Raw genomic sequence first — 25,819 nt, forward strand, 5'->3', positions numbered from 1 at the left:
TCATTAGCCTAAAATCATTATACCTAATCAACATCGATTATCATATTACCATTTCAGACTATCTAAAAGAGGGTGGAAAGAAATACCAATTAACATTTCTTCCCACCCGCATTTCTTTTGATTACACTCGTAATTACGGTCAAAAAGAGCACCCACGAGTCTAACTATGAACTCACGTTGGCCCGTTTCGTACCAACATTCGTTCCTGTTTAGCCTTATGGGACGCCTTATTGCTTTTTTAGCTTCAATTAATTCTGTCGATAGTGTAAATCTAATTAACCGAGTAATTGCCGAATCATTTGTATGAAAACTTTTACTTTATTGTTTGGATGTTTTTCCGCTAGAATTCCATATTCTACCTTAATATTAGTTTCCAATGGGAGCGTAACTAGATTTGGGTGAATGTTTTTCCAAGGGGTTAAATTAATTAAGGCGACATTTTCATCGACCGCCTGGTTAAAGACATTGATATCATAACGACCAATGGTGTATTCAATTGAAATATTAGGATTAGTTGCCAATATTTGTTGACATAATTGGTCGTTTTTTTCACTGATGCCAGGTGGGACCATTAAAAGCGTTTGATCTCGTAATTCTTCTATTGAGACTTTTTCCTGCGTAGCCAATGGATTATCACTGCGGACCGCAATACCAAATTGATAGGTACCTAATGGAATCGCTTGAACAAGGCTTCGGGTGGTGGCTTGGTCAAAGGTCCCAATCATGAGATCGCATTCCCTTCCTAACATGGAATATTCCCGATTACTTGCTGTTAGATCTCCAGGGAGCTGGACAATCTGTAATTGATAGTTAGGTAATTGGCCCTTAACCTGATTCCAAGTTTCCATAAAAGGGGTGCTGGGGTGGAGGAGAGAGGTACCTAGCCGAAGCGTTTGGATTGTTTCTCCCGTTTTGTGACATTCAACATATACTTCATCAGTCAAGCTAATCACTTTTTTAGCATATTTTTGAAAAATTTCACCACCTGGGGTCAGTGTAACCCCAGTACTGGAGCGCTCAAATAATTTAAGGTCTAGTTCTTTTTCTAAGCGGTTGATTTGCTTCATCACCGCAGTACTTGACATAAAATTTTGTTCAGCTGTTTTGGTGAAACTGCCGGATTTAACAACCGAAATAAAGGTTCGTAAATTATTGGTATCCACTGTTATCACCTCCGCATTAACTATTGGTTAATGCCATCTTAACTATGAGATTCTTCCATGTCAAGGAGTATCGCTTCATAATAAAGACATCAAATGAAGAGGAGGCCTAGTTATGAAACGGGTATTAATTTTGGGCGCCACAAGTAATATCTCACGTTATTTAATTCCTAAGTTAATGCTCCCAGATATCCTTTTGACTTTATTTGCCCGCCACGGACGAAGTCGGCTCAGTAAATTCGCAAATCAAGCTAATGTTCAGATTATGAGTGGCGATTGGAATAATTTGAACGATCTGCAAAGTGCCATTATGAATCAAGACATAGTTTTTATGGCAACTGGTCAATTTGTTCAGGCCAATAAAAATGTGGTAGCAATTATGCAAAAATGCCAGGTTAATCGATTAATTGTTGCTAGTGAATTAGGGATTGAAAATGAAGTTGCCGGCCAATTTGGTCAATGGAACGCCCGAATGATGGGTAACAATCAAAACTTAGTTGATGCGGCCGAAATTATTAAGCAGAGTGGTTTAAATTATACTTTGATGCGAATGGCGTGGCTTTATGATAAGGAAAATGATGAACGCTATGAATTGATACCTTCTGGGCAACCATTTCTGGATACTCAGCTTACTAGACAAGGAGCCGCTAAATTTGTCGCTGATGTTATGCGGGATCCTAACTTGGCCGCTTATGAGAGCGTTGGAGTGGCTGAGCCTGATACTCAATGGGATAAGCCATCCTTCTATTGAAAGTTGATTTGAATTAATACGCGAGGAGAGAAAAAAATGGCAAGTAATATTTTAATCGCATACTTTAGTCATTGGAGGCATAGTGAAAACTTTGCTAAACAAATTCAAAAGTTGACGGGCGGGTATCTATTTGAAATTAAAACGGATACTTATTATCCCGAACCCCATGATCCCTGCTCAATTCAGGCCCACAAAGAGCAGTTGGCTGACTTTCGTCCAGAATTAACTAGTCAGGTCAAAGATATGAATCATTATGAGACGGTCTTCATTGGTCATCCGATCTGGTGGTATCGGGAACCAATGGTCATTCGGTCTTTCTGGGAGGCTTATGATTTTAAAGGGAAAAAAGTAATTCCATTTGCCACTTCTGGTGATGTGGGGATTGAAAATACTGAAAAAGATACGAAAAAATGGCTTCCTGATGCAGATGTAAGAACAGGACTGCGGCTTGGTACCCATGCTGTGGAGACTAGTATCGCTGAAATCCAAGATTGGTTAAAAGCTAATGGGGTGGTCAGTAAAAATGATCAAGAAATGATAATGAACAATTAGGAAAGGATTGAAAAATGAATCAAAAAACATTAGTTGAAATTATTGTTAATAATGAAGTTAAATTATCAGCTCAGTTTATAGATAACGTAACGACTCGGGAACTGATTTCCCGAATGCCGTTTACCATTAAGATGGATAATTTATATTCACGGGAAATGTGTCATCGCTATGGACATGGCGGACTACCGGTGGATGACGCTAAAAACCGAGGCTATCAGATTGGTGATATTTCCTATTGGCCACCAATGGGAAGCCTAGTATTTTTATATGAACAAAATGGGGAGGTCTTTGAACAACAACCAATTGGTCATATTGATAGTGATGTCAGTTTCTTTAATGGAGTTAAGTCAGCTGAAGTAACCTTTCAGGTTAAGGATTAGGCAAAAATTAAATTAGGAGGACATAAAGATGTCAGTAGAAGGAAAAGTTGTTGTAATTATAGGTGCTTCATCCGGAATCGGGGAAGCAACGGCTAAATTGTTGGCGGCTAATGGAGCCATGGTAATGCTAGGAGCCCGTCGGGAAGATCGTCTTTATAAAATCGCTGATGAGATTAATGTTAAGGGTGGACGGGCCGATTTTCGGACGGTTGATGTTACTAATCCTGCAGATGTTCAGGCTTTAGTCGAGGCGGCTAAAGATAGTTTTGGTGGCTTAGATGTCATTTTTAACAATGCTGGGATTATGCCTAACTCACCAATGAGTGCGGTGCGGACGGATGAATGGAATCAAATGATTGATGTAAACATTAAAGGAGTTTTGAATGGGATTGCGGCAGTTATGCCAACCTTTACTGCGCAAAAGCATGGTCATATCATTACTACTTCTTCAGTTGCTGGTTTGAAAAATTACGTCGGGTCAGGGGTTTATGGGGCAACTAAATTTGCCGTTAAAAACGCCATGGAAGTGACGCGGATGGAAAGTGCTAATGAGGGGACCAACATTCGAACAACGACCCTGTATCCAGCCGCAATTAATACGGAATTGTTAGACCATATTGGGGATGAAAAGACGGCTACGAATATGAAGAACTTCTACAAGCAACACGGGATTTCTCCTGATGCTATCGCACGAGTAGTTAATTTTGCGATTGACCAACCAGAAGATGTTGATATTGCTGAATTTACCATTTACCCAACTAACCAGGCTTAGTAATCAAGCTTTCTAATTGAAGATAGTTAAAAACCAGGTAGCATTTTGCTACCTGGTTTTTGGATTACATAAAATTAATTGCTTTAAGCCACTGATCAATATCTTTAGCATTATGTAAAATTTGACCAGTTCTGACGGTTGTTTGATAGTTATTTTCTTGAATAGTCCGTTCAATAAACGATTGAGATCGCGCATAGGTGGATCCACCGGAAGTTGCAAAAGGTGCTAACACCTTCCCATTTAAATCTACGTGGTCAATGGTATCCGCAATTAAGCGTGGCGGGATTCCCCACCAGATTGGGTGCCCAATAATCACTTGATCATACCCTGTTAGATCAGGTAGGCTTTGGGGATCAACGGGGACCCGACTATGATGGTCATGTTGTTCAATCGTCGTGCGGGCTTGTTCATCATGCCAGTTTAAATCAGCGGGAGTATAGGGGTCTAATGCTTTAAGTTCGACCATCTCTGCCGCTAGTTTATTAGCGATAATTTCGGCTAGTTGTTTAGTAGTTCCGGTACTTGAAAAATACAATACAATGGTTTTTGTCATTTATGCTCACCTCTCTTGGATATATCCTACTACCTAAAGCTAACTTTAGGTCAAGCAAACCAGCTTTGCGCATTATGGTTTGAGCACAATCCGACCAACTTGTCGGTTAATTTGGAGATCCTGATAAGCTGTAACGACTTCTGATAGGGGATAGGTTTTTGCAACGTGTGGGGAAAAGTGACCGTCCTCAACATTTTGTAAAATATAATCTACGGCTTGCTTGCGTGCCGGTGGGTTTTCTACCACTTCGCTGACGGCCCAACCTCGAATGGTCAAGCCTTTGCCGATTAATTGGCTAACTGGTAGCGGCGCCTCAAGACCATTAATAACCCCATATTCAATGATCATCGCCTGTGGAGCGGCAACTTCGGCTAAATCGGTAATGGTATCACCACCAATGGGATCAAAGATAAGACTAACTCCTTGACCAGCGGTTAATGAATTAATCTGGTCCAGTAAGTTTACTTCACTTGAAATAATTATGTGCTCCTCGGGTAATCCAGTAATGTCCTTTAATTGTTGAGCCTTTTCACGGGAACGGGTCGTTGCAAAGACCTGGGCACCAGTGGCTTGGGCGATTTGAATCGCAGCCAATCCGACTGAGGAAGTACCAGCGACAATTAAGACCCGATCTGTTGCGGAAATGTGGCCGAGGTATTTTAAGGCATAGGCAGTTAGATAAGGTACCCATAAAATCGTCGCTTGTTCAGGCGATAGATTGGATGGAGTCAAGACTAAACGATCAGCGGGAACGATAATTTCGTCTCCTAGGCTAGGGTAGCGATTAAAGTCATAGGGACCGATGGGGGTCACAGCTTGATTTAACCACTTGGGGTCGACATCCGGGCCGATCTCAGTCACGATGCCAGTGGCTTCATAACCTAATGGATAGACATCATGGTGGTTAGCTTCACCAGGTAAGCGACGTCCGTTGATAAAATTAAGTTGATCGCCGGTAATGGTGGTACTGAGAACTTTTAATTTAACGTCATTGTTCTTGGGATCAGGTAAGACTAGCTGGTCAAGTTTTAAGTTGGACAAACCTGAACCATGAACCCGTGCAATTCTTGCCATTGTTTTCACCTCCATATATCTATATTATAGCGAAAAAGATCGTAAAATCAGATTATTATTGCTTGTTTACGAATCTTGTTATAATAGAAGCTGGACTGAATAGACTTGGAGGGAAATAATGAAATTAATCTCATGGAATATTGATTCTTTAAATGCTGCCTTAACCGGGACCTCAGACCGGTCTGAACAGACTCGCGTGGTATTAAAAACGATTGCGGCCCAAGCCCCAGACACGATTGCCATTCAAGAGACTAAACTGGGGGCTAGTGGTTTGACTAAGAAGCATCAAGCGGGACTAGCAGAATTTTTTCCTGGTTATCAATACGTGTGGCGTTCTTCAGAAGAACCGGCCCGCAAAGGCTATGCAGGGACTTTGTATTTATATAAAGATGAGTACACTCCAACTGTTACTTATCCAGTCATTGATGCGCCCAGTCCAATGGATCAGGAAGGACGGATTATCACCCTTGAATTCCCAGATTTCTTCTTAACAGAGGTTTATACGCCGAACGCGGGGAATGGCCTCAAGCGTCTCGCTGAAAGGGAAGTTTGGGATGATCGTTTCCGGGAGTATTTACAATCCTTGGATCAAGAGAAACCCGTATTGGTTTCTGGCGATTTAAATGTAGCGCATGAAGAGATTGATTTAGCTCATCCTGGGAGTAACCATCATTCCGCTGGTTTTACGGATGAAGAACGGTCGCACTTTACCAAACTATTAGCAGCTGGCTTTACGGATACTTTCCGCCACTTAAATCCAGATGCGAAAGGTCAATATACCTGGTGGGCCCAACGTTCGTTAACCAGTAAAGTAAACAATTCAGGGTGGCGGATTGATTATTGGTTGGTCTCTAACCGGCTAGCCGATCGCGTTACTAATTCGACGATGTTAGATTCAGGGGAACGCCGGGATCATACGCCGATCATGTTAGAAATTGACTTGCAAGCAGATTAATAGACATTTATCAAAGGCTTTGTTAGGATAATTCAATATTATTGATGAATGGAGTATTTAATCATGACTAAAGCTTTGATTGTTCTAACTAATGTTGCCAAGTACGATTCCCTTGATCGTCCGACTGGATTATGGCTAAGTGAATTAACGCATTTCTATGATGTTATGCGCGACCATCAAGTGGAGGTTGACGTTGTTAGCCCTACAGGAGGCTACATTCCCTTAGATCCACACAGTATGATGTCAATGGATGTGACGGATTGGAAGTACTATCAAGACTCTGATTTTCGCAATCAGGTTTTAGGAGCCACCTTAAGTCCTGATCAGGTAGTCCCTCAGGATTACGACTTAATTTATTATGCAGGTGGTCACGGGGCCATGTGGGATTTCCCAGCTTCAACTGTGATTGCTGATATCGCCAGCCAAATTTATCAAAATAATGGTATAGTGGCAGCTATTTGCCATGGCGTGGCCGGTTTGCTACCGATTAAGGATGAAAAGGGAGAGCCATTAGTTGCTAATAAACGATTAACAGGCTTTAGTAATACCGAAGAAGCAGCGAATGAAACGACGGATGCGGTTCCGTTCTTAGCAGAAGATGCCTTAAAAGAATTAGGCGCCAACTATCAAGCAGGCCCTTCTTTTACCAGCTGTGTACAAGTTGATGGTCGTTTATTAACGGGACAAAATCCTCAATCAGCACGTGATTTAGCGGAAACGGTAATTGAACATTTAGGATAATTTTTCAGGACAGGTGCGAAAACGATCGCATCTGTCCTTTTTTCGTTATAAAATAAAAGGGTAAGAAAGCGTTAACATCTGCTGGCTTACGGAAAGCGGTTTGACAGATTAGATCATTCTTACTATAGTCTAATTAAATCGTAATTTGATAGTTGATGTGTCAAGAACACTCGCTGAATCATCCACAAAGGGTGATTTGAGGAGGTGGAGAAGAGTGTTTAAAAAGGTTTTGGTAGCTAACCGTGGTGAAATTGCCACACGCATTATCCGCGCTTGTCATGAACTTGGAATTAAAGCCGTGGCTGTTTATCCCAAAGAAGATGAATTTAGTGCCCATCGTCAGGCGGCGGATGAAGCTTATTTAATCGGTGCCGGGCAAGCGCCAATTGATGCTTATTTGAATATTGACGAAATTATTCGCGTTGCCAAGTTAAGTGGCGCCGAAGCGATCCATCCCGGATATGGTTTTTTGGCCGAAAATGCTGATTTAGCACAAGCTTGTGTCGATAACGGCATTAAATTTATTGGTCCCAAACCGGAACACCTCCGGATGTTTGGGGATAAACTAACGGCGAAGCAAGTGGCTATTGATGCCGGCTTACAACCGATTCCCGGCTTAGTTGGTGATATTGATGATGTTAATCAAGTCCGAGAATTTGCTCATCAGCATGGTTATCCCATCATGATTAAGGCTGCTAACGGTGGTGGTGGTCGTGGAATGCGGATCATTAACGATGATCAAGAATTGGCCGCGGAATATGATCAGGCGCGTGATGAGGCGATGAAGGCTTTTGGATCCAGCAAGATGTATGTTGAAAAAGACATCCAAAATCCTAAGCACATTGAAGTGCAGATCATAGCTGATGAACATGGGCATGTTATGCACTTGTTTGAACGGGACTGTTCAGTGCAACGCCGGCACCAAAAAGTGATTGAATTTGCTCCCAGTGTAGTTTTGAGTCCCGAACGTCGTGCTCAAGTCTGTCAAATGGCAGTTAAGTTAATGGAGAGTGTTCATTATCAGAACGCGGCCACCGTTGAATTCTTGGAAACGCCGGAACAATTCTACTTCATCGAAGTCAATCCCCGGATTCAAGTGGAACATACGGTGACAGAATTAATTACCGGGATTGATTTGGTTAAGACCCAACTTCAAGTTGCCGCGGGTGAAGATTTACACGCCGATATCCATTTACCACAGCAGGCTGATTTGAAATACAATGGAGCCGCCATCCAATGCCGGGTGACGACCGAAGATCCGGCCAATAATTTTATGCCAGATACGGGTAAAATTACGACTTATCAGGCACCAGGTGGACCGGGAGTACGTCTAGATGGTAATGTCTATCCTGGTTATCAGGTGACGGAGTTCTTTGACTCACTTTTGGTCAAATGTTGTACCAAAGGGGAAGATTTTGATGATGCTCGGGTGAAAATGGTACGGGCACTACAGGAATTTACAGTACGGGGCGTCAAGACGAATATCCCATTTATGGAAAATGTCTTGCAAGATCCAACCTTTAGGCAAGGAGATTGTTCCACTACCTTCATTGATGAAACTCCAGGACTCTTTAATTTCGAGAATCAAACGGATGCTAAAGCTCAGTTGGTTAACTATATTTCTAATGTGACCGTAAATGGTTTTGCGGGTGTGGAGCAGCGACCAGAATTAACGCTTCCCGAAATGAATGCACCGCGTTTGGATCAAATTGAACCGACGACACCAACTCCAAGAACGGTGAAGGACATTTTAGATGCTGAAGGGGCGGAGGCAGCTTTAGCCTTTGTGAAAGAGCAACCGAAAGTCTTATTGACGGATACGACGATGCGGGATGCCCACCAAAGTCTTTTTGCAACGCGGATGCGGACTTATGATATGTTGCCGGCGATGAAAGTGTATGATCAAGCCTTGCCACAGCTGTTCTCAGTAGAAAGCTGGGGTGGCGCCACTTTTGATGTTTGTTATCGGTTCCTTGGTGAAGATCCATGGGTGCGGTTACGTTTATTAAAAGAGTATATGCCACATACCTTACAGCAAATGCTATTACGGGCTTCCAATTCAGTTGGCTATCAAAACTATCCAGATAATGTCTTAAAACGGTTTATTGATCACAGTGCCAAAAGTGGGGTCGATGTTTTCCGGATCTTTGATTCTTTGAATTGGATTGAACAGATGCAACGGAGTATTGATTATGTTCGGGAAACCGGTAAGATTGCCGAAGGGGCAATGTGCTTTGCTGGTGATTTCTTAAATCCAAATGAGCATAAGTATACTTTGAATTACTATCTTGATCTGGCCCAGTCCTTAATCGATGCTGGGGCCCAAATGATTGGGATTAAAGATATGGCTGGTTTGTTAAAGCCGCAAGCCGCTTATGAGCTGGTGGGTGAATTAAAGGCCAAATTTGATGTGCCAATTCACCTACATACGCATGACACTACTGGGAATGGGGTGGCGACATATGTATCAGCTACCCAAGCAGGAGTGGATATTGTTGATGTTGCCATGGCTGCTATGGCTGGGACGACTAGTCAACCAAGTTTGGGAACCTTCTATTACGCTCTAGAAGGAGATGAACGGCAACCAGCACTTAACATGAATAATGTGGCGCGACTCAATAACTACTGGGCAAATGTCCGACCACTATATCAAGACTTCTCCAATGGGGTAAACGCTCCACAACCTGATTTGTATCAAACGGAGATGCCCGGTGGTCAATATTCGAACCTGCAACAACAATCAAAATCCTTGGGAATTAATGATTTTAGCAAGGTGGAAGCTAAATACCGAGAAGTTAATCAATTGCTGGGTAATATCATTAAAGTAACGCCAAGTTCAAAAGTGGTCGGCGATATGGCGATCTTTATGATTCAAAACCAATTGGATAAGGACAATATCTTAACCAAGGGGCAACAAGTGGACTTCCCTGATTCCGTGGTGAACTTCTTTGCGGGGGATCTAGGTCAACCATATGGTGGCTTCCCAGCTGATCTGCAAAAGGTCGTGTTAAAGGATCATCCAGCAATCACCGTGCGACCAGGGAGTTTAGCTGACCCGGTTGATTTTGCAGCGGTCAAGGCAGAATTAGCTGAGAAGATTCATCGTGAGCCGACAGAAGATGATTTACTCGGTTACCTCATGTATCCGAAGGTCTTTGTTGATTACTTCCATAACAATGAACAGTATGGTCCATTGATGGATTTGGATACGACCACTTATTATCAAGGAATGCGTCCGGGAGAAGAAATTCAGATCCAATTGTCAGTCGGACAAACTATGCTTTTGAAGTTGCTTTTTGTAACGCCAGCTGATGCAGATGGTTACCGTTCCCTTTATTATGAATTAGATGGGCAGGCCTACCAGATGTCAGTGAAGGATCAAAGTCTTAAGGGGCAGGTTGTTAGTGTCCCGAAGGCAGATCCCGATGATCCTAGTCAAATTGGGATGCCATTGAACGGGACCATCGTTAAGGTCAATGTCAAGGCGGGTGATCAAGTTAAAGTCGGTGATGTGCTTGTCACTACTGAGGCGATGAAGATGGAATCGGCCGTTAAAGCACCCTTTACAGGAACGGTGCAAGATGTATTGGTTAAAGTTGGCGATACTTTAAAGAGTCAAGACTTACTATTAACCTTAGCTAAATAATTTTTATCATAATTAAAGCGCTCGAGTTATAGGATGTTATTTGAGAAATCTTTGAAATTCAGAGTATCCCTAATTTTTTGCCATCCCGTATCGTTATGGTGTGCTCACCGTATAAGTTTAAAAGAGTTTAAGTTAAAACGTAGATGTAGTGTCAATGATCAAAAAGACATAGGGTAGTCTTGATTAATAACCAACTATAGTTTATCATTGTAAATGAAAAGAGAGCCAACCAGTACCAGTGGTTGACCCTCAATCGTGATTTGGCACTTATTAGTTAGCTATCAACATAGCTAACTCGCTTGATTTGCTAGCTGCGACTATTGTCGTGGTTAGCTTTTTTTAATTGCTACATATGCATATGCGGAAGCCAGAATAACCTTATCTAGCCTGGCAATTAGCATACAGACAATTATTGTCAAAAGCGTAGTGCCCTTTCTTATTAAATTTCACTTTGGTGATACCTCCATGATTTGACTTTGGTGAGGGGTATACCCAAGTGCCAAATAATAAGCAAAATGAACTTGCCTATTGGCTAGCATCATGGTTAATTACTCCTTGGTGCTAGCCTATTTTTTATTATATAAAATTATTTAAAAAATAACAAGATGTAGTACGCAAGACATGCAGTAAAGGAAATTATGTGGTAATAATCATTAATTGTATCAATCGTTTCGCAACGTTTAGTGAGAGAATCACATCATATTGAGACGGTTATTGACCATTGCTATTATTATGCTTGGATAGCAATTCTAACTCTCTATTGCGAATGATCTCTAGTCGCCTTGATCTATACTTTATATTTTTACAGTGTAAAAATATGACAAATATGGCAAATACAAGTATGACTGCTCCAATCCAGCCAAAGGTTATATTAATATTTGTCGATGTTTCTTTAATTAAAGTATAGATGGAATCTGGGTCCTTATCGAATTTTAGATAATAATTTAGTTCGAGTGGAAGCATAATGTAGCCTAGAGTTAGTAATGATGCTGTAGTAGATGCGAGAGATAATGTTAGTGTAAGAGGGTTAGTAGACGATTTTTTATTTTGTTCTTCCTCCCATTTATAGGCGTTTAGTTGAGCTAATGTAGTACAGGCATTAACGTTTTTCTTGAGTAAGTTTAATTTCTTTGGTTGCATAGTTTCTCTTTCTTATCATGGAATTTAAATTGTGGTGGAGTAAATGTATTAGATTTTTTGATAATAATGAACTGATCAGTGGGTTGCCATTGCCTATAAATAAATTAGGTGAAAAGAACTAGCTTGAGAAATGGGTGCAAAATCCTAGTAGCCTAATGTAGATAAATATTGATGACTAGCTAATTGCTCCTGACAATCAAGTTGATTTTTGAGATTGATTTCATAAATCGTGGTGGCAGATGGATTTAGTAATGGGATCACACTCGACCAATCAATTTTACCGGTCCCAATTGGCAAACTATCATGAGTTTGACCCAGGGAATCAACTAAGTGGTAGTGATAAATATTATTTTTAAGGTGGCGCAAGGAAGCTACTAAGCGTTCATTATCACCATGTAAACTGAAAAAAATATGCGAAACATCCGCGACCAAGCGAAATTGGTGGCGGATGATTTCGTTTTCTACTTGAGGATCGCCATAAGCAAAGACCGGCGAGATAGAATTTTCAAACATGACGTGATTACCACCGAGATTTTTTAATTGATCTAAGCGGTGATAGCAGGTTGCTTGAGCGTTGGTTAAGTTGCCATAGGCTGAAAGCATCGCCTTGAAGCCATGCTCGCCATCATAAGAACCATGGATTAAACATTGGCTATCAGTAGCAATTGCTAAATCAATTAGTTGATGTGCGGTGGTCATCACGAATTCATATAGTTCTGGGAATTGCTGCTCTGGAACAATTAATTCACTATGATAACCTTTGAAATTCATGGGTTGATGTAAAACGATGTTAGTTATCCCCTGATCTTGAACATATTCAATCGCTTGGCGGAGATGTTGGATACCTTGGGGAGTAAAATCAGGCACGTCTGTAAAAATCTCGAAAACATCGGGATGGTATTGGAGCCGATCCTTAATTTGGCCCCAATCACTACTAGCCTTAAGTCCTAGTAACATAAACAAAACTTCCTTTGTTAAATTTTGTGGTGGTACTTAAATTCAATAAAGATAAAGAAAACAATACAGATAATAGCGGAAATCGCCACAATCCCAAAGGCCCCATTCCAATTGTTAGAGCCAACAATCGAGCCAATTCCATATGAGGCAATTACTTCTCCAAAGGCATAACCAAAGAATCCGGAAAGGCCAATCCCCCCAGCGACCGATTCAATTGGGAGAACATCCATAATCACAATGCCCATTAAAACCTGTTGGGCATAGATACAAATCCCCATCAAGCCTAAGAGTAAGTAGGTTATTGTCACACTGTGGGTTCCGGCATAGAGAGGGGTTGCAATTAAGACTAAGGTCGAACAAGCCAAAGTAATCGGGACCCGCCGTCCTTTGAGCACCTTATCAGAAAATAGCCCAATTAGAATGGTTCCGGGAATGGCCGCATATTCAAAGACCGTATAGCCAGTATTAGTAATGACTGATGAGAACCCTTTTCCCGTCGATAGGTAAATCGGGATCCAATTTTCAATTCCGTAACGAAGGATATAGGAAAAAGCATTCATGATACAAAAGGCCCAGACAATGGGATTTTTAAGAATGTTATCGCGAAAAGCACCCCAAGTCGTTTTGTGCTTGATGTTCTTTTGTTCATCTTTATTTACCCGAGGCAGCCCGACCGATTCGGGAGTATCAACGCCCATGGTCATGACGATAATCGCCATCACAATGGATATGATCGAGGGGATCATAAAAATATTCTGAATATTAGCGGCCCCGTAGATCGATACTATCGTTGCCACAATAATTGAGGCTGTCCCAGAACCAATATTATGGGAAATATTCCAAGTACTGGTCGCCGTTCCTAAATTCTCGGCATCAAACCAGGTCGCCAGTGATTTCTGGCAGCTCGGCGCCCCAAACCCTTGGGTAATTCCCACAAAAATCATTAAAGTAATCATGACCCCAAGGCTATGGGTATAGCCGAAACACCAGTTAAAAATCGCAGAGAGAATCAGACCGATCCCTACTGAAAAGCGGGGATTCATACGGTCAACTAATAAGCCAACAAAAAACTTTCCAATCCCGTAAGAAACCGCTAATGCCGATAGGACTAAACCGACCTGGGCAGTTGTAAATCCAGCATATTTAGTCAGGTGGGGTGAAGCTAAGGTGAAGTTGGATTTAACAACATAATAAGCAGCATAGGCTAAAATAGTGCTGATAAGAATTCGACTCCGATATTTAAGATATGCCCGTGGTTGCTGGTCATTGGGAATAAGTTGAGTAGCAGGTGCACTGGGTAATAGCCAATTAAACATGTTTGAAGCCTCCTTTGCAAAGTAATCGCTTTCATGATTTTGGCTTTATTATATAACACTAGTAGCTAATAATGAATGGCTATCAGAGTTTTAAGTTTTATAAAAAACTTGCCTGTTGATAACGATGTTGGTAAAATAACCATATCCACCAATGTTAATCGGATTAACATTGGTGGAGAGAAGGACGTACCAAGGAGAAATAATAATGAGTGAGAAACAGAGGTTTCATCACGGGGATCTAAAAAATGCTGCCCTTAGAGAAGGTCTGAAAATTATTGAAACTCGTGGCTATCAGCAGGTTGAAATTAAAACGATTGCTCAAGCTTGTGGGGTTAGTTCACCGTCAATTTATCGCCATTTTAAGAGCAAAAAGGACTTAATGAATGCTTTGCTAGTTAAGACTTCAGAACTTTTCTATGATTATTTAGATTATCAGGATGACCAAGCTAAATCTCCTAAAGAAGAATTAATTGCTATGGGAATCAGATTTATTCGATTTTCGTGGGAGCAGCAGCATTATTTCGAATTTCTATTTAACAGTGGGTTTGCTTATAAGGTTAACTATGATCACGAGCAACTCTCCGTGGAGATGAATAATCACAATAGCTTTTCATTATTTGAGAAGACGGTAAAACGATATTTATTAGCCATGCAAGTTAAAGATAATATGGAAATGCATGTCATCAATTTGTGGTCATATATAAGTGGGCTCGCAAAGGTATCAGATCTTATCGAGAGTGGCAATAAAGAACAACAGTTAGAAGGTTACGTTAGGAATATGATGGCTATTTATACTAGTGGGATCAATAAGGCATAGATTTAAATACGGGGTGAAAAATGGATATAAAATACATAATGCAAGAACGGCATACTGTTAGAAAATATAAGGATGAACTAATTAGTGAGGATATCAAGGATAAAATCAACGCAAAAATAATAGAATTATGTCATGATCACGATGTTTTGGTGGGTTTAGAAACCGATGGGGCGACAGCTCTACGGGGTGTTATGACAAAGTTCATGTCCAGTAATGTTAAAAATATGCTTGTTTTCAAAGGTGACCGCTATCAGGTTGGGTATGTCGCTGCGGAGTTAATGTTATTTATCCAAGAGTTAGGCCTAAATTCTTGGTTTGTCGGTGGGAGCATTAATCGTAAAAAAATAGGCGAAGATGTGGTGGCGCTACTTGTTTTCGGTCATGGTCAGACCAATGGTAAAGGTCATCAAACTAAAACCATAAGTCAGGTCAGTGATTATCAACCGAATAGATATCCCGAATGGTATTTAGCAGGTCTGAATGCATGTCTTTTAGCACCGACGGCCTTTAATAAACAACATTTTTATGTTGATTATAATAATGGGAATCCGCAAATATATATGAAAACGGGTCCTTACGCAGAGCTTGAGGCCGGCATCTTAAGTTACTTTTTTGAAAAGGCTTCTGGTTATAAGCTAACTTATGGTGAAGCTTGATATATTATTTAGGATCAATCGGCCATCAATAGTGTAAAATAATCTAAAAAGGACAAGATCAATGTTAAAAATAAGGGTAGATCAATATCAGACCAAGGCCTTATTAAACGGGTTTTTGTATCGTGAATATCGTGATTTAACATATGTCGAACGGCCGGTATCGGAAATTCAACAGCTTAATCTATTCATTCCACAAGCATATTATCAGCAAGAATCCATTAATGGTTATACGGCAGCTACTGCACCAATTTTTGTTCCCAACACCGTGGGTGATTATTTGCCGGGGCCGGCTGATTTTCCGGGGAATGATCAATGGCCGAGTCGCTCCAAAACGATTGAAGCAGCTTTGCAACGAGGCTATGTGGTCGCTTCACCGGGGTTGCGGGGCCGGACTCAGCAAAATGAATCAGGCGACTATATTGGTAAAGCACCTGCTTTTATAGTCGATTTGAAAGCGGCGATCCGCTTTTTACGGCATAATGCTGATCATTTGCCGGGGAATTACGAAAGAATCATTACTAATGGGACCAGTGCTGGCGGCGCAACCTCGGCGCTGGCAGGAGTATCAGGTAATCATCCGTTTTTTCAGCCCTTGCTAGATGAACTTGGTGCGGCAAAGGAGTCCGACGCCATTTATGCCGCAAGTTGTTATTGCCCGATTCACAATTTGGAACATGCTGATCTGGCTTATGAATGGCAATTTAATGGGATTACCACTTACCATAATCAGCAAATGGATTTTAAGACTGACCCACCTCGAGCAATTGCGGTTGATGGGGAATTAACCAATGAGCAACAAAAATTGTCAAAAGAATTAAAGCAGGGCTTTAGAGCATACTTCAATCAGCTGAATTTACATGACCAGCAAGGAAAAGAACTGACCATTGATCAGGATGGAAAAGGCTCCTTTTTGAAACTCATACAAGCTCTAATCATGCAATCAGCTCAACAGGTACTTAATGAAGGACAAACACTTTCAGCGGAGGCGGGATTAACTGTTGTTGACCAACAAGTTGTGGGCATTGATTGGCCACAATATCTTGCCTATATTGGGCGAAAAAAGGCGGTACCGGCATTTGACGATTTGACCTTAGCTAGCGCTGAGAATGACCTCTTTGGGACTCGTCAGATTCCGCAACAACATTTTACGGATTTTGGTCAATTGAATTCACAGGTTAAGGCAAGTCAGGCTGATCCAGCTTTGGTCGCAGCAGTTAATCCAATCCACTACTTGACCGAAACGTCAGGTCAAACAGCCCACTATTGGCGAATTCGACATGGAGCGAGTGACCGAGATACTGCATTTTCCATTCCTCTCATCTTAGCCTTATTCCTTCAAGATCAAGGAAAGCAGGTTGACTTTGCTTATCCTTGGGGAATTGGTCATGATGGTGATTATGATTTAGTAGCCTTGTTTGATTGGATTGATCAGATTTGTCAGTAAAAAAGGAGTGATGAATCATGAAAAAAATCGTTGTTTTATCAGGAAGTCCGCATCATCCAGGAACATCTGAACAACTAGTAGATGCTTTTGTGAAGGGAGCAATAGAAGCTGGCAATGAGCTTTATCGGTTTGATGCTGGTCGGCGAGTTAATGAATTCTCTTTAATTCAACTGGTTGATAATCATTCTGGAATGGAAGTAGAAGAGGAACCCGATGATGTCATTAAAGAAGAAGTGATGCCGAAATTATTAGCAGCCGATTTAGTGGTCTTTGGATCGTCGCTTTACTATTATGGAATTAACTCCGCTTTAAAAGCCGTGATTGATCGTTTTTATAGTTATAATCATGAATTGCATGGTGACAAAGAAGCGATAACTTTGATTTCTGGCTATGGCGATGAAGATGCCTTTAAGTCCTTAGAACTTTACTTTGATCAATTATTACAATATATGCGCTGGCCACTGGTAGGTAAGGCCTTAGCGGCAGATTCATGGAACGAAGCTAAGCTTGCTCAGCATGTTGAAGCGGCCTATCAGTTAGGAAGGAAAATCCATTAAAAAGAGGGTAGGAAGAAAACGGATGTTTTCCCTACCCTTGTTCATTTGATTATACTAGTAATTGCGGTCAATAAGGCGCCCCACGAGCCTAATTGATTTTTTCACCAGTTTGTATCTTAATATTCACGCAAGGCTTTGATTTGGCGACCGTTAGCATCAAAATTAGCGGGATTAAGCCAACTTTCGAAGCGTCGTTTTAGAATCGGCCATTGTTCAGGAGTGATGGAGAACCAAGCGGTATCCCGGCTCCGTCCCTTATAGATGACGGCATTTTTAAAAGTCCCTTCATAGCAGAAACCTAAGCGAGAAGCCGCCTTGCGGGAGCGTTGGTTTAATGAATCACATTTCCACTCATAACGACGGTAGTGTAATTCTTCAAAGACGTATTTCATGACTAGATATTGAGCTTCCGTCGCTAACCGTGAGTGGCGAAGTTCCGGAAAGTAAATGACTCGTCCCATCTCAACCGTACGCCAATCTGGATTGATATTTAATAAAGCGAAAGTCCCAACCACTTGACCAGTGTCGTTAGTAATGGCGAGATGATAGGGATTGGCTGATTGTTCATAACTAGTGAGTAAGCTTTGGACCTCGGCCTTAGTTTGGTAGGGTTCCTCAAATAAGTAGGTCCAATCATCTAAATGGCTAAAATCAGTATAGTAGCGGCTGATGTCATCAAGATGACGAGCTAGGTCAATGTGTTCAACTTGACCATATTGACCAGCCAAGGTGGTGAAATTAGGTAGTTGGCCAGGCTGATCATTTTCAACGGTGGGACCAACTAATTGATTAAAACGATTCAATGGCATAATAATAACCTCATAATTATTTAATTTTTTATTAGTTTAGCACAGGAATTAAATAACGTTAATATGATAAGATGAAATTATTATGATTTCTTGAGGAGTGAGAAAATGGAATCAACCTTAATCATTGAGGATTTCTCGGCCTTAGGGCAAATTTCAATGGTTGCTTCATTAAGTATTTTGCAGACCTTTGGTTGTGCTACGGCAGCTTTACCAACGAGTTTGTTATCTACCCAAACGGAAGGCTTTGGTCAGCCGGTTCAGCTAGCAACTTCAGCTTGGTTCAAGGCAACTACAAGCCATTGGCAGGACCAGAATGTTAAGATTTCGGCGGCTTTAATCGGTTATCTTGGGAATCAGGCAACAATCAGTGATGTAATTGATGCCTTGACTAAATTCCGACCGAGTTTGGTCTTGGTGGATCCAGCCATGGCGGATCAAGGTGAACTGTACCCAGGCTTGAATTCAGACTATGTAGATGCCATTCGGCAGTTGTGCCATTCGGCAAATTTGATCACGCCCAATGTGACCGAATTAGCTTTGTTGACGGATTGTGAAGTGCCCAAGCAAATTGATTTAGCCTGGGTGCAGAATTGCTTAAATAAATTAGAATTATTGAGGATCTCAGCTTCGGTTGTGGTATCGGGGGTACGGATGGCGGATCAAATTGGCAGTGTAATTGCGGCGAATAATCAATTAGAATTTGTTGCTAGTCCATATTTTTCCGGGCACTTCTATGGAACGGGTGATACCTTCGCTCCCTTGCTATTAGGCTTTTTGCAACGTGGAATGTCACTAAAAGAAGCGGTTCAAAAATCGACTAAGCTTATGGAGATTGCGGTAGAAGAAACTAGTCACTTAACCGCAGAAGATCGCAAGTATGGTTTACAGTTAGCAAAATTGTTAGGAAAGTTAAGTACGGAAGTAGCTAATGGCCGCCAGAAAGATTGGTAACAACGACACCAATAACAATTAAGGTGATTCCAAGTCCTTGCATCATGGAAATATTTTCTTTGAAAATAACAAATGAAACAATTGCGGCGAGGACAATTCCGGCACCACCCCATGTTGCATAGGCAATATTCAGTTTAATGCCTTGTAAACATAAAGACAGAAAATAGAAACAAAGGGCATAGGAAGCTAGGGTTCCCAAGGAAAACCATAATTTGGTAAAGCCAGCCGAAAATTTCATTAAATTAGTCCCAAGCAACTCAAATAAAATCGCGAAAAATAGTTCTAAATAATATACAAACATGTGTAGATATACCTCCATTAGATAGTATTTGGATTATATCAATGCGATTTTTTTAAAAGTTGACTTGAATTTAAAAAATGACATGCGAGGTAACCTATTGGGAGGAGAGTGTTTAGTAATGAATCAGACCCAAACAAAAATTTTAGATTATATTGACCAACATTTGATGGAATATCAGAAATTAGCCCATTTTATTCATGAACATCCAGAAGTTAGTAACTATGAATTTGAATCATCAAAAGCTTTGGCGGACCGGTTACGAAAAACTGGTTTTACAGTCCAGATGGATGTAGCCGGTCATCGAACGGCTTTTGATGCTCGCTACCGATCCGTTAAAGATGGGCCAACCGTGGTCTTTTTAGCTGAATATGATGCTTTACCTAAGCTTGGTCATGCCTGCGGTCATAATTTGAATGGGGCCTATTCACTTCTAGCGGCGATTGCATTAAAAGAAGTGATGGATGAACTTGGTGGTGAAATTCGGGTTTATGGAACACCTGGGGAAGAAGGGGGCGAACTTGGTTCATCCAAAGGCTATTTTGTCGATGAGGGCTTCTTTGACGATGTCGACGCGGTCCTGTGCATGCATGCAGGGTGTCGTTGGATGCGCACAGTGCCGTATTTAGCTAATGCGCCGATGAATATTAAATTCACTGGAACGCCGTCTCATGCAGCCGCCTACCCAGAAAAAGGCCGTAGTGCCTTGGCTGGCGTCATTGAGACTTTTAATGGATTAAATGCAATGCGGGCCTACTTACCAAAAGATGCTAATGTCCATGGCATCATCACTGATGGAGGTGAGTTCCCTAATATTATTCCCGAACATGCAGCCGCCCAGTTCTTTATCCGTGCTTTTCAACGAAAAACGGTTGAACAAGTTTATCAACAACTGGAAAAAATTGCCCAAGGGGCGGCCTTAGCTACGGGGACCACCGTGACTTGTGAACCGGCACAACATCGGGTGGATAATCAGGTGTTGGTACCAGCATTTGATGAATTAGCTTGGCAACATATTGGAGATGCTCAAATACCCGATCGGGATCTGCAAACTGATACTTTTGATGTGGCGGCTTCATCTGATGTGGGAAATGTTAGTCAAGTAGTTCCCACCATTCAGCTAATTTCGTCAATTACTGATGATCTCATTAGTTTTCATACCGAAGAGTTCGCACAAGCTGCTGATAGCGAAAAAGGGATGAATTCAATTGCTCCGGGTGCTAAATTATTGGCGTTAACGGCCTATGATTTACTTGTTCAACCAGCAACATTGCAAGTCATTAAGGAGCAATGGCGGCTTGCGCTAGCGGATAATAATTAAGTAGCTATATAGAAATATATCAAGTTTAAAAGAGTTTAAAAATAAAATTAGAGTTTAAAAGAGTTTAAAAATAACGTGAATATAAAAGCAGGTTTTCTTCAATTTTTAGAAGTTAGCCTGCTTTTTATTTGTTATGGAGAATAGTTCGAAAAGATGGTTCGACGAGAGCTAATTTGCCAGCCTTATCCATGAGACGGTCAAGTTTTTCGTGATCAGATTGGCGAGCTTGTTCAGAATATTGAGTACGTTGTTGCAAAAGTTGCTCGTAAAAGGGAGTTAGTTTAGCGGCTCGCCAAAAATAGTCTTCATACATGACCTGATCGAAATGCCAGGGCTTATAGAATAGATTGTAGTGGACTAAGCGAGGATTAGCAACCATCTCATCGACATATTGCCAGTCTTTGGGCATTGCATTATTGATTTCAGCTAAATACTTAATTTTTCCTTGACCTAACCCGTTCAAATAATCTTGATCAGGAGCAATGCAGTCAAAGTGATATTGATCAATGAGGGATAATAGTTGTTCTTGGAACTTGATAGTGCGCATTTGAGCTAGATTTAAAACTAAAACCCCCGAATTAATATAATCGGCCGGCAATACTCCAATTGCCCCTTTAATATAAGCTAGCATGGGCGCAACGTGTTCAATGGAATGATCAGGCGCGGCCGCCATAAGGTAATCATCAAGCGGAGTATCTAATAACTTATCTGGGCAATCTGCCCACACCGTATCCGCATCAATATAGAGCGCCCGATCAAATTGTGGGAAAAGGTTAGCGATGAAAAGTCGATAGAAGATGGCTGGGGTATAGAAGTCGGCCCGCAAAAAATTTTCCGGTCGATTATCGATTCCCTCTAGCAGATCTGGGCCGATCTGGTAAAAATCAACCTGAATGTGATCTGGTACGAGGCTAGCTAAAATTGCTTTTGATTGTGCTGTGAGATCTTCGTGGATGAAAATTACTTGGTAGTCGCGGTGGGGACTGGCATATGAAATTAATGATTGAAGAGAAACGGCTGCGTAGGGGACAAAGTCATTGCTGATCGTGTAGAAAATGGGGGTGTTAGTGGACACGAGCTGCTCCTTTCAATTGGGGAATTAAGGCTTGGTATTGGTCTAATAATTGATCATATTCGTGTAAATGAAGTTGATTGTGCATCCGGTCCACTTCCCAAGGCTTAACAGTTAAAGTGTGAACCCAAGGGAAAAAGCGAAAGCTAGTCGGGAAATGCTGGAAAATCGTATTTTTATGGAGGCGTCGTTGGTCATTGTAGCGCCGCGGAGCGATCCGCTTGTGCTGCGCCAAAATATTCAAGGCAGATTGATCCGGCATAAATAAAGTTTTCGTCGCAAGGTATTGCCGGCATTTTTCAAATAAGCCGGTTTGTTTGATTTCGGCGAGGTTTAGTAAAAGGACGCCTGAATTTAAATAATCTAAGGCCCGGTGTTCGTGGTGGAAAAGCCACTTTCCGTAATGATCTAGGACGCCGACCATTTCGATCCCGGTCAGATCTTGATAATAAAATTGGTTAAATGGTTTCCGACAGATGATGTCATTATCTAAATATAAAATTCGATCAGGAATTGTGGGAATTTGATCAGCGTAGAGTCGTAACATCGAAAAGGGCGTGAAACGTGACGCCAGATTGGCAACTGGTGGTTGGGCTTGAAAGTAGTCGCCAGCATCAATTAAAGTCATGCGACTATCTGGATTGACTAGCTTAATTTGTTGCTCTATTAACTGAGCTGTGGCTGTATTGACCGGTTGGAATGTTTTCTCTGACGTCGTGATCGCCATAGTCATCACATAGATATGGAGAGGTTCACTAACATGCTCGGCTAGTGACAAACTAGTAATTAAAAATCCATCCGCAGCTTGCTGATCGCCACAAAATAGAATATTCATTGGTTAGCGTCCTCCTTTTGATAGTTAAATTGTTGATAGGTATTTAGTTGGGCGCGTTGTTGCATTTGACGACTAACTTGATCATGGAGCCATTTTTGCTGGGCTTTTGTTTTGAGATTAGTTGGCGCTTGATAAGGGCCATCCAGATAGACCACGATCTTAGGTTGGCCCGTCCACCGTTTTCCTTGATAGGTGGTGGTCATGACAAAAGTGGGGACCTGATGACTAACCGCAAAGCGAAATGAACTGGTCGCAAAGGGACGAATCTTGGTGTAGCTGGGCCAGACATGCGCCTCGGGATAAATGACGAGGTGGCCAGCTTGGTGCATAAGTTGGTCAATGGCGTCAATCATGGATCGTAGTTGGCTTTGAGTCTGACCAGTTGGAATGGCGCCACCATATTTTAATAGCTTTCCAATTATAGGAATGCCCCAATTAGCGGGTGCAGCTAAGGCATAGAAATGATAGGGATTGGTAATCAGTAGGGGCATAAAGACATCGTTAACGGGCTGTGTATGATTACCATAAATGATGTAAGCTTGCTGACGAAAGGGTTTGAGCTTAGCCAGATTGACGATCTTAACCCCGCAAAATAATCTGGTATAGATAAAGGCAAAGCCAGTTGCTCCGGTGCGGACTAACCAACGGATTAAGGATTGCCAAAGGCCGCGAGGTAGCCATTGGTAATCAGATGGTAACTGATAATCTTGATGCCGACTCTCGACAATATCATCGGTAAGGGAATCATAATAATATGTCTTTTGGTTCATGCAATGCTCCCCATATGTTTCGGATCATTAGGTTAATAAGTATATATTATAAACCTTTTTAATGAGTTACAAAACCGCCTAAATTAATTGGTTTATGACAAACAAATTAAGAGGAATAGCTAGCAGTGGAATATCAGCTTTGCTATAATAAAACGTATCTTTGAAAGCGGATTCACGGAGGCGACGATGGACGTATTTGACCGGATGCAGAATGGTCATCTATACAAACCAGAAGATCCCAACCTCGGGATTTCAAATACCAAACAATTAAAGAAGCAACGGTTGTTCAACCAAACGGCGGATCAAACCATTTTAAAAAGGATGTTCGCCGCTTTTGGTGATGGAAGTCAACTGAGACCTCCGTTATCTTCTGTATGGGGCGGTCAATTCGTAGAAGTAGGTCAGGATGTTAAGATTGGTCCCGGTTTAACCTTAGTTGATGATGCGCCGATTATAATTGGTGATCGGGTTCAGATTGGTGCCAGCGTAACCATTTCGGTTGCTGGTCATCCGGTTGACCCGGCCTTACGTCGGTGTCGATTAGCTTTTAATCTGGCTGTCCACCTAGAGGATGACTGTGTGATCGGTGATCAAGTCATTATTTTGCCAGGAGTAACTATCGGCAAAGGAGCAATTATTGAAGCCGGCAGTATTGTGACGAAAGATGTTCCAGCTCACGTGGTCGCTGCTGGCAATCCATGTCGCGTGATTCAGCAAGTGCAAGTAGAAAAAGGAGAACCTAAGATGGCAAAAAGTGAATTTGAAAAAATGCGGGACGGTAGTCTTTATTTACCTGAGGATCCAGCGATCTTAGCTGAACAGCAGATTCATATGAAATTGCAGTATCAGTACAATAATCTTGAACCAGGAGATCCCCAACAAGCTGCCATGTTAAAAAAGATGTTTGCAGAGTGTGGGGAAGAATGTTATGTTGAACCGCCCTTGCATGCCAATTGGGGTGGTTTCCATACTCATTTAGGTGATCGGGTGTATGCGAACTTCAATTTAACCTTAGTTGATGATGCCGATATTTATATCGGAGATGACACGATGATTGGACCCAACGTTAATATCTCTACGGCGGGCCATCCGATTTGGCCAGCATATCGGCTTAAAAAATATCAACATAATCAACAGGTTCATATTGGTAAAAATTGTTGGCTTGGGGCTAACGTAACAGTCTTACCAGGAGTAACCATTGGTGACAATACGGTCGTAGGGGCTGGAAGCGTGGTTACCAAGGACTTGCCTGCTAATGTCGTAGCCGTTGGGAATCCATGTCGGGTGCTCCGTGAAATCAATGATCATGATCGTCAATACTATTATAAGGATCGACGGGTAGATTTGGATGAGTAGAAAAAGGGTGGGAAGAAACTAATTTACAGTCTCTTCCCACCCTTTATAAGATTATCCGTGTAGTTGGTAACGACCAGTAGCCATGGCGGCAATGACTCCGCCATCAATTAAAAGATCAGTTCCGGTAATGAAACTATTTTTGGGATCAAGTAAGAATTCAGCGGCAGCCGCCACTTCATCTGGGGTTCCAGGACGTCCGGCCGGGCTTGTTTCGATCATTTCACCATAAGCTTCCGGTTGAGCTGCTAATTCGTGCCGGGCCAAAGGAGTGATGATGACCCCAGGACTGACTGTGTTCAAGCGCGCCCCATGATCACCCCATAAAACTGCTTCGTGTTGGACACGAACGATGTTAGCCCGCTTAGCAACACCATAGGCTAAGCCAGAATTATCAATTGCTTTAACGCCAGGTAAAACGGCCAATTGATCAGCGGGGACGGTGGCTAATTGTCGTTCTAATTCCGGATCGAGTGGGAACATGTGACCAGCTTGACTGGAAATAACTAAGCCGGCACCGCCAGGAGCGATCACATTGCGAAAAATTTCTAAAGCAATTGCGGTTCCGACTAGGTCCACATCAATAATAGGTTGTGGATTAGCCATGTTGGGCGAGACCCCAGCGGTATGGATATAGTTAGTTACTTCACCGAGTGACTGAGCATAATCAGCAAAGGCTTGGATCGACTCTCGCTGACTTCCGTCGACAATTTTAGTTTCGACGACGAAGCCGGCATCAAGCAAGCCTTCCTTTGCCCGAGCAAGATTGTCTTCGTTAATGTCACCTAATAAGATGGTGTGGTTACTAGCTAGGCGTTGGACGATTTTTAAACCCATTTGACCGGCACCTAACAAGACGATGATTTCTTTTGGTTGTTTTAACATAATTGTTGCCTCCTGATTTGTTTACAAGTTAATTGTAAAGGACCATAATAGAAA

At 41.8% G+C, this 25,819-nt stretch carries 26 protein-coding genes and 1 pseudogene; 15 read left to right on the forward strand and 12 right to left on the reverse strand.

Annotation, left to right across the window (positions count from 1 at the left end; all coding sequences use genetic code 11):
* Positions 1–275: 275 nt before the first annotated feature.
* Complete coding sequence (locus tag FC60_RS05965; protein WP_056937527.1) at positions 276–1,163, reverse strand: LysR family transcriptional regulator; 888 nt, start codon at positions 1,161–1,163, stop codon at positions 276–278.
* 112 nt (positions 1,164–1,275) lie between these two features.
* Here FC60_RS05965 and FC60_RS05970 point away from each other — a divergent pair, with 112 nt between their 5' ends.
* From FC60_RS05970 to FC60_RS05985, 4 genes are read left to right on the forward strand one after another with little or no spacing between them, the layout of a single operon-like run.
* Positions 1,276–1,911: an NAD(P)H-binding protein gene (locus FC60_RS05970; protein WP_056937528.1), complete on the forward strand. Its 636-nt coding sequence runs from the start codon at positions 1,276–1,278 to the stop codon at positions 1,909–1,911.
* Positions 1,912–1,947: 36 nt separating this feature from the next.
* Positions 1,948–2,463, forward strand: a complete 516-nt coding sequence (locus FC60_RS05975; protein ID WP_056937529.1) for a flavodoxin — start codon at positions 1,948–1,950, stop codon at positions 2,461–2,463.
* A 14-nt stretch (positions 2,464–2,477) separates the two neighbouring features.
* On the forward strand, positions 2,478–2,843 hold the full coding sequence (locus FC60_RS05980) for a cyclophilin-like fold protein (RefSeq protein WP_056937530.1): 366 nt from the start codon (positions 2,478–2,480) through the stop codon (positions 2,841–2,843).
* Positions 2,844–2,871: 28 nt separating this feature from the next.
* Positions 2,872–3,615 (forward strand): SDR family oxidoreductase, encoded by a 744-nt coding sequence (locus FC60_RS05985; protein WP_056937531.1) that lies wholly within the window; start codon positions 2,872–2,874, stop codon positions 3,613–3,615.
* A 64-nt stretch (positions 3,616–3,679) separates the two neighbouring features.
* Here the strand turns inward: FC60_RS05985 and FC60_RS05990 are convergent, their stop codons facing one another.
* Positions 3,680–4,168 carry a flavodoxin gene (locus tag FC60_RS05990; protein WP_056937532.1) on the reverse strand — a complete coding sequence of 163 codons (489 nt, stop codon included), beginning with the start codon at positions 4,166–4,168 and terminating at the stop codon, positions 3,680–3,682.
* Positions 4,169–4,240: 72 nt separating this feature from the next.
* A complete protein-coding gene (locus FC60_RS05995; RefSeq protein WP_056937533.1) occupies positions 4,241–5,242 on the reverse strand; it encodes a zinc-dependent alcohol dehydrogenase family protein in 1,002 nt (333 codons plus the stop codon).
* A gap of 118 nt (positions 5,243–5,360) precedes the next feature.
* Here FC60_RS05995 and FC60_RS06000 point away from each other — a divergent pair, with 118 nt between their 5' ends.
* The 3 genes from FC60_RS06000 to FC60_RS06010 all read left to right on the forward strand — a co-directional run bounded on the left by FC60_RS06000 (position 5,361) and on the right by FC60_RS06010 (position 10,584).
* Positions 5,361–6,197 carry an exodeoxyribonuclease III gene (locus FC60_RS06000; protein WP_056937534.1) on the forward strand — a complete coding sequence of 279 codons (837 nt, stop codon included), beginning with the start codon at positions 5,361–5,363 and terminating at the stop codon, positions 6,195–6,197.
* Positions 6,198–6,260: 63 nt separating this feature from the next.
* Positions 6,261–6,938 carry a type 1 glutamine amidotransferase domain-containing protein gene (locus FC60_RS06005; protein ID WP_056937535.1) on the forward strand — a complete coding sequence of 226 codons (678 nt, stop codon included), beginning with the start codon at positions 6,261–6,263 and terminating at the stop codon, positions 6,936–6,938.
* Positions 6,939–7,152: 214 nt separating this feature from the next.
* A complete protein-coding gene (locus FC60_RS06010; RefSeq protein ID WP_056937536.1) occupies positions 7,153–10,584 on the forward strand; it encodes a pyruvate carboxylase in 3,432 nt (1,143 codons plus the stop codon).
* 711 nt (positions 10,585–11,295) lie between these two features.
* Here FC60_RS06010 and FC60_RS06015 read toward each other — a convergent pair.
* The 3 genes from FC60_RS06015 to FC60_RS06025 form a co-directional block, all read right to left on the reverse strand.
* Positions 11,296–11,724: a hypothetical protein gene (locus FC60_RS06015; protein WP_056937537.1), complete on the reverse strand. Its 429-nt coding sequence runs from the start codon at positions 11,722–11,724 to the stop codon at positions 11,296–11,298.
* A gap of 144 nt (positions 11,725–11,868) precedes the next feature.
* On the reverse strand, positions 11,869–12,687 hold the full coding sequence (locus tag FC60_RS06020) for an apurinic/apyrimidinic endonuclease family protein (protein WP_056937538.1): 819 nt from the start codon (positions 12,685–12,687) through the stop codon (positions 11,869–11,871).
* 11 nt (positions 12,688–12,698) lie between these two features.
* Positions 12,699–13,997: an MFS transporter gene (locus tag FC60_RS06025; protein ID WP_056937539.1), complete on the reverse strand. Its 1,299-nt coding sequence runs from the start codon at positions 13,995–13,997 to the stop codon at positions 12,699–12,701.
* A 205-nt stretch (positions 13,998–14,202) separates the two neighbouring features.
* Between FC60_RS06025 and FC60_RS06030 the strand changes: the two genes are divergently transcribed.
* From FC60_RS06030 to FC60_RS06045, 4 genes are all read left to right on the forward strand, one after another.
* The gene (locus tag FC60_RS06030; RefSeq protein ID WP_056937540.1) at positions 14,203–14,814 is read left to right on the forward strand and encodes a TetR/AcrR family transcriptional regulator; all 612 of its coding nucleotides are present in this window, start codon (positions 14,203–14,205) and stop codon (positions 14,812–14,814) included.
* A gap of 38 nt (positions 14,815–14,852) precedes the next feature.
* Positions 14,853–15,470 carry a nitroreductase family protein gene (locus FC60_RS06035; protein WP_162252181.1) on the forward strand — a complete coding sequence of 206 codons (618 nt, stop codon included), beginning with the start codon at positions 14,853–14,855 and terminating at the stop codon, positions 15,468–15,470.
* 61 nt (positions 15,471–15,531) lie between these two features.
* Positions 15,532–16,914, forward strand: a complete 1,383-nt coding sequence (locus tag FC60_RS06040) for a subtype B tannase (RefSeq protein WP_235806093.1) — start codon at positions 15,532–15,534, stop codon at positions 16,912–16,914.
* Between the two features lie 17 nt (positions 16,915–16,931).
* Positions 16,932–17,471: a flavodoxin family protein gene (locus tag FC60_RS06045; protein WP_056937542.1), complete on the forward strand. Its 540-nt coding sequence runs from the start codon at positions 16,932–16,934 to the stop codon at positions 17,469–17,471.
* A 116-nt stretch (positions 17,472–17,587) separates the two neighbouring features.
* Here FC60_RS06045 and FC60_RS06050 read toward each other — a convergent pair whose 3' ends face one another.
* Positions 17,588–18,280, reverse strand: a complete 693-nt coding sequence (locus FC60_RS06050) for a GNAT family N-acetyltransferase (RefSeq protein ID WP_056937543.1) — start codon at positions 18,278–18,280, stop codon at positions 17,588–17,590.
* A gap of 105 nt (positions 18,281–18,385) precedes the next feature.
* Between FC60_RS06050 and FC60_RS06055 the strand changes: the two genes are divergently transcribed.
* On the forward strand, positions 18,386–19,231 hold the full coding sequence (locus tag FC60_RS06055) for a PfkB family carbohydrate kinase (protein WP_056937544.1): 846 nt from the start codon (positions 18,386–18,388) through the stop codon (positions 19,229–19,231).
* On the opposite strand, the gene FC60_RS06060 is transcribed toward FC60_RS06055, so the two are convergent.
* Positions 19,206–19,532, reverse strand: coding sequence for a DMT family transporter (locus FC60_RS06060; RefSeq protein WP_040468662.1), 327 nt, complete (start codon positions 19,530–19,532; stop codon positions 19,206–19,208). The two genes, FC60_RS06055 and FC60_RS06060, sit on opposite strands and share 26 nt — an antisense overlap.
* Positions 19,533–19,650: 118 nt before the next feature.
* Between FC60_RS06060 and FC60_RS06065 the strand changes: the two genes are divergently transcribed.
* On the forward strand, positions 19,651–20,850 hold the full coding sequence (locus FC60_RS06065; RefSeq protein ID WP_056937545.1) for a M20 family metallopeptidase: 1,200 nt from the start codon (positions 19,651–19,653) through the stop codon (positions 20,848–20,850).
* A gap of 124 nt (positions 20,851–20,974) precedes the next feature.
* Here the strand turns inward: FC60_RS06065 and FC60_RS06070 are convergent, their stop codons facing one another.
* From FC60_RS06070 to FC60_RS06080, 3 genes are read right to left on the reverse strand one after another with little or no spacing between them, the layout of a single operon-like run.
* The gene (locus FC60_RS06070; protein WP_056937546.1) at positions 20,975–21,925 is read right to left on the reverse strand and encodes a glycosyltransferase family 8 protein; all 951 of its coding nucleotides are present in this window, start codon (positions 21,923–21,925) and stop codon (positions 20,975–20,977) included.
* Positions 21,915–22,757 (reverse strand): glycosyltransferase, encoded by an 843-nt coding sequence (locus FC60_RS06075; protein ID WP_056937547.1) that lies wholly within the window; start codon positions 22,755–22,757, stop codon positions 21,915–21,917. Before FC60_RS06075 ends, FC60_RS06070 begins: the two co-directional genes overlap by 11 nt.
* The gene (locus FC60_RS06080; RefSeq protein WP_056937548.1) at positions 22,754–23,527 is read right to left on the reverse strand and encodes a lysophospholipid acyltransferase family protein; all 774 of its coding nucleotides are present in this window, start codon (positions 23,525–23,527) and stop codon (positions 22,754–22,756) included. Before FC60_RS06080 ends, FC60_RS06075 begins: the two co-directional genes overlap by 4 nt.
* 321 nt (positions 23,528–23,848) lie before the next feature.
* Between FC60_RS06080 and FC60_RS09670 the strand changes: the two are divergent.
* A pseudogene (locus tag FC60_RS09670) lies at positions 23,849–24,178 on the forward strand (DapH/DapD/GlmU-related protein); the annotation flags it as partial.
* Between the two features lie 93 nt (positions 24,179–24,271).
* Positions 24,272–24,883 carry a sugar O-acetyltransferase gene (locus tag FC60_RS09675; protein ID WP_056937571.1) on the forward strand — a complete coding sequence of 204 codons (612 nt, stop codon included), beginning with the start codon at positions 24,272–24,274 and terminating at the stop codon, positions 24,881–24,883.
* A gap of 51 nt (positions 24,884–24,934) precedes the next feature.
* On the opposite strand, the gene FC60_RS06090 is transcribed toward FC60_RS09675, so the two are convergent.
* Entirely contained in the window at positions 24,935–25,765 is an 831-nt protein-coding gene (locus FC60_RS06090) for an SDR family oxidoreductase (RefSeq protein ID WP_056937549.1), read from the reverse strand.
* Between the last annotated feature and the right edge of the window lie 54 nt (positions 25,766–25,819).

It is taken from the genome of Limosilactobacillus gastricus DSM 16045 (genome assembly GCF_001434365.1).
In the GTDB taxonomy this organism is placed as follows: Bacteria; Bacillota; Bacilli; order Lactobacillales; family Lactobacillaceae; genus Limosilactobacillus; species Limosilactobacillus gastricus.